Below are 9,212 nucleotides of genomic sequence, written 5' to 3'. Positions count from 1 at the left end.
CCGCCTTCCTGGCCGGTCTCGACAAACACGAAATCGTATCCGGTGTCCCGTTGAACGAACACGCCGCGCACGCCATCCAACATTGTCAATGCCGACATCTGTATTGATAAAGCCGGGTTCTGTTGATCGATCAATCGCACTTCCACATATTCATTGGGTTTCAGTCGGCCCTTCGGATTTTCGACGTCGAATCGCATGCGGATCGTTCGAGTGGTGGCATCCGCGACCGGGGCGATATAGGTGAGTCTGGCAGTGATGGGCTCTCCGCCCCGGGGAAGAACCTGTCCCTCATCGCCTTCCTGGAAACGACGGGCTTGTTCGATGGGCAAATTGGCAAACACCCACACGCGACTGGTATCCACAATTTCAAAGAACTCGTCTCCTGCCGCTACGCCCTGGCCCAGCACGATGTGTTGGCTCACCACGGTTCCGCTGAGTGGGGCCCGTAGTAAATATTTGTGCCCTTCCAGATGACTGCCATGTTCCAGTTGCTGGAGTTCTTGTTCGCTGAGTCCCATGTTCAGGAGCTTTTCCCGAACGTGCTGATAGACCGCCTGGGCTTCAATCTGCTGTCCGCGGTCTTCCAGGAACCGACGTTGAGAAATGATGTTTTCGGCCTGGAGTTGTTTGGTTCGCGTAAAGTTGCTGGAGGCCACATCCATTTTGGATTTGGCCACCAGGTATTCCTGGATCAATTCATCCAATCGCATGCTTTCCACGGCCGCGAGCGGCTGATCTTTTTTAACCCGATTCCCTAATTGCACCATAATCTTATCCACTTGCCCGGGGATGCGGGAGGAAACTTTTGCCACGTACGCAAGGTCGAGGGCGACGTTGCCAGGTGCCGAGACTGAATGCGGAGTCAGGCGTTCTTTGACTTCCTCAATTCGGATGCGCTGACGGGCTTGGTCCGGAACGTGATCCACGTGAAACGTTTGCCCAGAAGGGGAAGGGGGATCGGAAGCGGCTAGGTCCGTATTTGGTGGGGTCGCTGCTGGCGGCTGGGGATCGGAGCACCCTAGCGGCAACAGACCCATCAGACAAAGAACAGGGAGCCATCTCCAGTGCGTGTGATTCAGATTTTTCATGAATGGCCTATTTGGACAAAAAATCTTCTACGACAAAATACTATCATGGTGTTCTGGTTAGCGCTGATTCCTCCCCAGGTGGGAAGGTGATCGTGAATGTGGTGCCGTGTCCTACCTGACTCTGTGCATGAATAGTTCCTCCGTGGGCTTCGACAATCTCCTTGACGATCGCCAATCCCAGGCCTGTTCCTCCTGATTGGCGATCCCGTGCCTGGTCGACTCGATAGAATCGCTCAAACAGGTGAGGGAGATGTTGCGAATCAATTCCCGGCCCGGAGTCCTCCACGGATAGATGGATTGACCTATCATGAGACCCGACTCGAACGGTGATGGTTCCGTCTGAAGGCGTATGCCGGAGCGCATTATCCAGGAGATTGATCAGGGCCTGTTTGAGCTGAGAGGCATCTCCCAGGAAAGGAGGAACAGGTTCAGACTCCGTCTGCAGATGGATACCGCCTTCGTGAGCTAACACGGACAATTCGCTCACGACGTCTTCGACAAGAGGCGGGAGGACAAGGGTTTGCAGCACGAGTGGTGGGCGGTTGCCGGCGAATTGTGCGAGGGTGAGGAGGGATTTGGTCATGGCCGTGAGTCGATCGACTTCAACCAGGTTGGAGAGAATGGTCTCGCGGTATTCCTCTGCCGACCGTGCCCGTTGCAAGCTGACCTCAAAATTGCCTTTCATCGCCGTTAACGGGGTCTTCAGTTCATGAGCCGCATCGGCCACAAAGCGGCGTTGTCCTTCGAAGATCTGCTGCAAGCGGTCCAACATGCTGTTGAAGGTTTGGGCGAGGCGTTGAAACTCTGTATAGGGGGAGGTGAGGGTCAGACGAGTGGAGAGTGTCTGCCCGGAAATGGTTTCCGCTGTCTGACTCAAGGCCTTGACCGGTGCCAGGGCTTCACCGGCCAAACGCCCGCTTCCCCACCAGGCAAACAGGAGTGAGATGGCGGAGGCCCCACAGAGGAGCCATACCAACCACTGAAGAGTTTCCTTGACAAATTGCAAAGATTTTTCCGTTTGTAAAATAAATCGTCCGTGGTCTTCGATGGCAAGAGGAATCGAGATGCGGCGAATGGGTGGCCGGCCTGGTTCGTGAAACGTTTCGAAGACGGTTTCCCCTTTGAGGACCTGAGCGATGACCTGAGATTTCACTGGAATCCGGTTCTCGGTGCTCTGCCCACTCCAGAGAATACGGCCGGTGGGATCCAGAATGGCGCTGTAACGGATGGCCTGCTGTAACTCCTCTTCGTCATCAAATTCTTCTCGTTCGTCTTCTTCATCCTCTTTGTCCCCGTCATCTTTCCGGTGGGAGGACACATGAACATGGTCGGTCGCCAGGTCCACACGATGACTTTCCTCTTCGGCGAGTGCGACCAATTCTTCATCGATATGACTGTGCAAAATGGTCGAAAATCCGAGGTATAGGAGCAGGCTAAAGAGGCCTAAGAGGATGACGATGAAGCCTAAGGCAACACGACGAATGCGAGTGCGAAAGGCCTGCATGGGTTAGGCCTCCGGGATCTTCAAGACGTAGCCGATCCCGCGCATGGTATGGATGAGCTGTGGAGAAAAGTCCCGATCCATTTTGCTCCGCAAGGTTTTAATGTGGACATCGACAATGTTGGTGACGGACTCATAGTGAATGTCCCACACATGTTCGGTAATGGCTGTCCGGGTCAATACCCGTCCCGTATTTCTCATGAGATATTCCAGAAGTGAATATTCTTTGTTGGTCAGGACGATGGTCTGGCCTGCCCGTGAGACACGATGAGAAACCGGATCCAGCTCCAGGTCTGCGATCGTGAGGCGAGGGGTGGGCTGGGCACTCCCGCGACGGAGAAGCGCTCTGAGACGTGCCAGTAATTCAGCGAAGGCAAACGGTTTTGTTAAATAATCATCTGCGCCGGTATCCAGACCGGTTACTCGATCTTCAACGGCCTCCCGTGCCGTCAAGAGGAGAATCGGGGTCGTATGGCGTTTCGCTCGAAGCCGGCGACAGACGTCAATGCCATTCATTTTTGGGAGCATGATATCCAGAATGACCACGTCATAGCGCGTGGTCTCAGCCATGGCCAATCCCATCTCACCGTCGATGGCGAGATCCACAGCATATTGCTCCTCGCGCAAACCTTTCACAATAAACCCGGACACACTTGAATCATCTTCCACTAAGAGAATACGCATCTGTCTCCCGCTGAACATTAAAACCGTTAAGGCCGGACGTGCTTCGACCCATGGAGTCCTGCTTTGTGAGTAAGGGCAAACCCTGCTCCTTGTTGGTAGACCAAATCTCCCCCTTAGTGACCCGTGGCGCTTAGTGTGCCTAATCCGATCGCCGCAATCAAAAAATACGGGGCCAAGGTCTTCCGCGAAAATTGGTTTCGCAGCACCAGGCGACTCAATAGGAAGACTCCGAAAATTCCTAAGGTCACAAAGGCGAGCGTCTCGTGCGTCTCAATCATCGATTCGGCAATTCAGGTCTTTTCAGTAGCCTCCTCTGCCCAGGTGCCAACAATCGCGGCAGCAATCCCTCCGAGAAAACCCAGGGGGGAAGCCAAAAGGCGCCATCACGGAAGTTGTCCCGTTTGAACCACGCTTCTGCGGCATCAAATAGCACATTGGGGAAGAGTAAGGCGATGGGGAAATGCACGAACATGGGATGTAACCGCAGCTCAAAGATGATTCCTCCTGTGTGTCGTCAGTGTGGGGAAACGAGAAAAGGCCCCATACACTCTTGCGCATGGGGCCTTGCTGTTCTCTTAGGATTTTCCAGAATCCTTATGAGAGGCGCCCTTCTTGTGCCCCTCCTGGTCCTCGAGTTCAGAACTCAGGATTTTTCCGGATTGGGCGTCAATCTCAACCTCCCTGATCTCTCCGGCAGCGTTGACGATCTCGACCTCATAGATCACCTTTCCGTCTTCACTTTCCAGTTCGGCTTCAAGCACCTTCCCTGGAAATTGAGTCGTCGCGGTTTTAAGGGCTTCTTCCATGGTGACCGAAGTGGGCAGGCTGGCCACGGCGACCTTCTCCTTGCCATCATCACTCATGGCCAATCCGACTGAAGTCAACAACAGAGCTGAGGCGCCCAATAGACTGAATGTGTGGACCCGCTTCATGATACATCCTCCTTGGTAGAAAATTGATGGAATCAACCGGCTGTTCATGAATACAGAATAGACCACCTACATGAAGGAGCTATGAAGCGGACATGAAAAATTCTTCATCTGGAGAGATTAACATGAGCCAGAATAGGCCCTTGTCGGCGCACTCGGAAAGGCGGAAAGGTAGCTATTGGGGGGGATGCGTTGTCGGTCGAATCCGAAGGTGCTTGCCAACATGGCGGCAAAGAAAAACTGTTCTAGACGTTGAACTTGAAGTGGCACACATCGCCGTCTTTGACGACGTATTCTTTGCCTTCCGAGCGGATCAGGCCCTTTTCGCGGAGGGCGGCTTCCGACTTGTAGGTGTCGATGTCCGCGAAGGCGTAAATGTCGGCCTTGATAAAGCCCTTCTCGAAGTCGGTGTGGATGACGCCGGCCGCCTGTGGCGCCTTGGCTCCGATGGGAATGGTCCAGGCCCGGACCTCCTGCACTCCCGAGGTGAGGAACGAGCAGAGCCCGAGTGTTTTATAAGCGGCGACCACGACCTTCTCCAAGCCGCTCTGCTCCATGCCCAAATCTTTCATGAAGATTTCGCGGTCTTCGCCGGATAGTTGAGCGATTTCGCTTTCGAGTTTGCCACAGATCACGACCGATTCCGATCCTCGCTCCTTGGCGAATGCCTGAAAATCCGCAAGGATGGCCGGATCCGGATTCTCATCGGTATTCCCGACATAGAGCACGGGCTGTGTGGTGAGCAGGAAAAAATTCTTGAGAACTTCCGGCTCGAGGCCCAGCGCTCGCGCCGGCTTACCCGCTTCAAGACCATTCTTCAGGATATCGAGCACCACAAGTGCCTCTTTCGAAGCCTTATCTCCGGACCTCGCCTTGGCTGTGACCTTGTCGTACTGTTTGGTGAGACTGTCCAGGTCCGCGAGCATTAATTCGGTTTCAATCACCTCAATATCTCGCCGATAGTCCACCCCGCCCATGGTGTGCACCACATCGGGATCCTGAAAGAGACGCACCATGTGAAGGATGGCGTCGACTTCCCGGATATTGGCGAGAAATTTATTGCCGAGCCCTTCGCCCTGGGAGGCGCCTTTAACCAGACCGGCGATATCGACGAAACGGCAGGAAGTCGGCACGGTTTTCTTGGGTTTGACCAACTCGGTCAGGCGCGCAAGACGTGGATCAGGAACGGCCACGACGCCGACGTTCGGCTCGATTGTCGTAAACGGATAATTCGATGCGGCCGCATTCCCGGAGGTTAACGCGTTAAAAATCGTGGATTTGCCGACGTTGGGTAGACCGACGATACCAATTTCCATAGAAGACGCAAGGTAGCAAATCAGGACCCTGCCGGTCCTTGAGCCAAAAGGCCTATATGTGCCGATACTATACAGGCTGCTCTTCTCCCTTACGATCGAAATCGTAAAAATTATTCCCTCCGGTTTTTGTGCCTATGCCATGAGAGAAGAGGTTAGGCATTTTTTGCCGCGTTGTCATAGTCGAGGGTGGCTGGTAGCGTAAATTCAAGTCCCTCGCAACGCATGACAGAATACGAAACCTTCCTGAAAAATTGAATATCCCTGAACGAAAATTGCGCAAAAGAAATTTCGTTCCCCAACTCGAATCTTCAACAATGACCGTTGAGATGACCGGCGAAAAGGTTTGAGTGTTTCTGATTACGAAACTGGCAATCCCAATGAGAAACGTGGCGATCGGGGAAGATCCTGTCCATCACGCTTTTTCTTTTTGCTGGGAAGTGGGAATGAATTTCCGTCGAGGGGTATCGGTTCAACATGCAAACGGTAGTTAGGGTGAGGGAAAACAAACTATGAGACAACAGGCCGGACGATTACTGTGGTGCATGATGATGGTTTTGATGATGGGAGCCACAATGTCGAGTATCGGCCAGGCCCAAACCACCACGCGGGTGAGTCTTAATTTGGCGGGAGGGGTCCCCGACAGTGCCAGTGACGAACCTATTCTCAGTGCCAATGGGCGCTATGTGGCCTTCAGTTCATGGGCTAGCAATCTGGTGACAGGAGATGGGAATGAGACGGCGGACATCTTTGTGTATGACCGACAGGCGAAGACCTCGACACGAGTGAGTGTGGATCAACAGGGCGGAGACCCCGATGGATATAGTGACTTTCCTGCTATCAGTGCTGATGGGCGATTCGTAGCCTTTTCGTCTCTGGCTACGGATCTGGTGCCCGGGGATAATAATGAAAAATTAGATATCTTTATCTATGACCGGCAGGCGGGGACCACAACCAGGGTGAGCGTGAATCAACAGGGTGGAGATCCCGACGGGGCCAGTGTCCGGCCTGTCCTCAGTGCCGATGGGCGTTTTGTGGCCTTTGAGTCAGACGCCACTAATCTGGTGGCGGAGGATGGAAACGGGACGTGGGACATCTTTGTGTATGACCGGGAGATGGGGACGACGACCCGGGTGAGTACGGGTCAACAGGGGGGGGATTCCAATGGGGGAAGTTCTAATTCTGCTATCACTGCTGATGGGCGATATGTGGCCTTTGATTCTGTGGCCAGCAATTTGGTGGCGGGAGATGCGAATGGGACTTTGGATATCTTTGTGTATGATCGGCAGACCGGAAACACCATCAGAGTGAGTGTGGCTCCACAGGGCAGAGACCCAAACGGAGCTAGTTCCGAACCTGCGCTTAGTGCCGATGGACGCTTTGTGGCCTTTGGATCCGTGGCCAGTAACCTCGTGGTAGGAGATGGGAATGGGCGTGAGATCACGGATATCTTTGTGTATGACCGAGAGGCGGAGACCACCACACGAGTAAACGAAAATCTGCAGGGTGGAGACCCGAATGGCTCCAGTAGCAGGCCTGCTCTGAGCGCCGATGGTCGGTTTGTGGCCTTTTCATCCGCAGCCACCAATCTGGTGGCGGGGGATAGAGTTCATCATTTTTCTGATGTTTTTGTCTATGACCAAAAAACACAAGTTACGTCGTTGGTGAGTGTGGATCTGCCCGGCAGGACCTCAAACGATTCTACCCACGTGTCTGCCCTTAGCGCCGATGGACGGTTTGTGGCTCTTTCATCCTGGGTGCATGATCCACCCGTGGGTAGTGATACTGATAATGGGCATCTTGAGGTTTTTATCCGTGATCGGGGTCCTGCAGTGATTGGCCCGCCGGGTATTCGGGATCTGGATGGCAGTGGAACTGCGGATCTGCTCTGGCGCAATAGCCGCAGCGGCGAAGTAGCCGTATGGCTGATGGAAGGAACAAGAATGGGAGCGTCGAGCACCTTAGGCGGAGTTCCCCAAGACTGGCAGATCGCAGGAAGTGGCGATGTGGACGGAAATGGGACGGCCGATGTCATCTGGCGCAATACCACGACTGGTGTGGTAGCCATCTGGATGATGAAAGGCAGTCGCATCAGTTCCATCGGGTTTCCAGGCTCCGCTTCAAATGCTTGGGTCATTAAAGGAGTTGGAGATGTTGATGGCAACCAGAAGGTGGATATCTTCTGGCAGAATGCTGCCAGCGGTCAGGTGTCAGTTTGGCTGATGGACGGGTCTACCATTGTATCCACGGGCCTGTTACCGGCTCCTCCATCTGAGGAAAAGATTGCAGGGATCGGGGATGTCAACGCCGATGGGAAGGCGGATGTATTTTGGTTTAATACCCGGACAGGAAAAGTGACCATTTGGCAGATGGATGGGCTGACCATCAGTGTTGTCGGGTTTCCCGGGGCCACCTCAAAAAATTGGGAAATTCAAAGTGTGGGGGATATCGATGGGAACGGGACGGCCGATGTGGTGTGGCGACACCGGACCAATGGGGTCGTGGCAGCCTGGTTATTACTGGGGTCGACCATTACCTCCTCGGGTTTCTTTAAAGGGGTCCCTGCTGCGTGGACCATAGCGCAAATAGGCGATGTGGATGGCAATGGAATGGCTGATGTCATTTGGCACAATCGCAATAGTGGGGCGGTGGCGGTGTGGATGATGAACGGGTTGAGCATCAGCTCGGTCGAATTTCCCGGCTCTCTTTCAACAGACTGGGTGCTTGCCGGCCGGTAAGGCCAACAGGATTCCCGGCGGTGGTAAGCGGGATTTATCCTTTCGTTATGATGTCTTCCTACCGTATTGTCTCCTGCACGAATTCATCCCTCTCTTTGAATGTGTTCCGCAATGCAGTTTTGTCCCGTCGCGCAAAGAGTCAGATTTGAAAGACTTCGGCCCCGTTTTGTGCCCCATTTTCTTCAATTGCGGACGGAGAACGTAATCGTCTGACTGCCACCGGCAGGCCCACTTCCTCCATTGCTAGAGAATGGTGTGGCGGTGAGCGTATGGCTGCCCGTACTCAAGGCAAACGGATTGTAATCACCTGCCGGGCTATCTCCGGCCAAAGCGTAGGGAGCCACATTCTCCGTTTGAATGGCTGGTGTGTCATCGTAGTCAAAAACCACGCTTCCCGGTGTTTCGGTGACCACAGCCCGTATGGACAGCTCCGGTGGAAGCTCGGAGAGCACGAGTGTGTCTCCATAAAGCACAGGACGGATGTCGGTATTGGAAGAGGCATTGACGAGAGTAAATTCTGTTACGAATCCAAACGTGCTCGTCACCTCGTAGGCACCCATATCGCACACTCCGCTACCCTGTGGCCTCGGCACCCCTCGCTGGTCTCGGTTCTCGCATCCATCTGCGGCTGGGAGTGGAAACTGATACCCCGCCTCACGAGCCGGACTATTCACTGAAGGAAAATGCGTTTGCGTGGGCCCTCCATTGTTGCCCAATGACGAGAGCAGAGGATCGACATTCAGCAGATAGGTCGAGACAAACGAGGGAATTGTACATTCATTGGTGTCGCCGATCAGATTGTACTTGCTGTCGCCACTCAATTCTCCCACACAGTCATTGGGGCCTATCCCGCCGTGATTCCCGGCAATAATACTATTTTTCATTACTGTGGTGCTGCCGTTTCCAATTTGAATGCCGCCGCCACGATTTGCCCCCGCGTTATTCCCAACACCGGTATT

General features: G+C 53.9%; 8 protein-coding genes. 1 reads left to right on the top strand and 7 read right to left on the bottom strand.

Annotated elements, in window-relative coordinates:
• The 6 genes from AAH187_RS11095 to ychF form a co-directional block, all read right to left on the bottom strand.
• The coding region (locus tag AAH187_RS11095; RefSeq protein ID WP_342348523.1) for an efflux RND transporter periplasmic adaptor subunit at positions 1–1,088 on the bottom strand (1,088 nt) is incomplete at its 3' end.
• Between the two features lie 43 nt (positions 1,089–1,131).
• Positions 1,132–2,592: a heavy metal sensor histidine kinase gene (locus AAH187_RS11090; protein WP_342348522.1), complete on the bottom strand. Its 1,461-nt coding sequence runs from the start codon at positions 2,590–2,592 to the stop codon at positions 1,132–1,134.
• 3 nt (positions 2,593–2,595) lie between these two features.
• Positions 2,596–3,273, bottom strand: coding sequence for a response regulator transcription factor (locus AAH187_RS11085; protein ID WP_342348521.1), 678 nt, complete (start codon positions 3,271–3,273; stop codon positions 2,596–2,598).
• A 113-nt stretch (positions 3,274–3,386) separates the two neighbouring features.
• Positions 3,387–3,551: a hypothetical protein gene (locus AAH187_RS11080; protein ID WP_342348520.1), complete on the bottom strand. Its 165-nt coding sequence runs from the start codon at positions 3,549–3,551 to the stop codon at positions 3,387–3,389.
• A gap of 297 nt (positions 3,552–3,848) precedes the next feature.
• The gene (locus AAH187_RS11075) at positions 3,849–4,205 is read right to left on the bottom strand and encodes a PepSY domain-containing protein (protein WP_342348519.1); all 357 of its coding nucleotides are present in this window, start codon (positions 4,203–4,205) and stop codon (positions 3,849–3,851) included.
• Between the two features lie 242 nt (positions 4,206–4,447).
• Positions 4,448–5,518, bottom strand: coding sequence for a redox-regulated ATPase YchF (gene ychF, locus AAH187_RS11070; RefSeq protein ID WP_342348518.1), 1,071 nt, complete (start codon positions 5,516–5,518; stop codon positions 4,448–4,450).
• Positions 5,519–6,027: 509 nt separating this feature from the next.
• On the opposite strand from ychF, the gene AAH187_RS11065 reads away from it, so the two are divergent.
• Complete coding sequence (locus tag AAH187_RS11065; protein WP_342348517.1) at positions 6,028–8,253, top strand: FG-GAP-like repeat-containing protein; 2,226 nt, start codon at positions 6,028–6,030, stop codon at positions 8,251–8,253.
• Positions 8,254–8,435: 182 nt separating this feature from the next.
• Here AAH187_RS11065 and AAH187_RS11060 read toward each other — a convergent pair.
• On the bottom strand, positions 8,436–9,212 hold a 777-nt coding region (locus AAH187_RS11060), incomplete at its 5' end, for a choice-of-anchor Q domain-containing protein (RefSeq protein WP_342348516.1).

It is taken from the genome of uncultured Nitrospira sp. (assembly GCA_902500695.1).
Lineage (GTDB): Bacteria > Nitrospirota > Nitrospiria > Nitrospirales > UBA8639 > Nitrospira_E.
The sequence above is the reverse complement of the archived record's forward strand: the minus strand, read 5'-3'. Positions and strand labels throughout refer to the sequence as shown.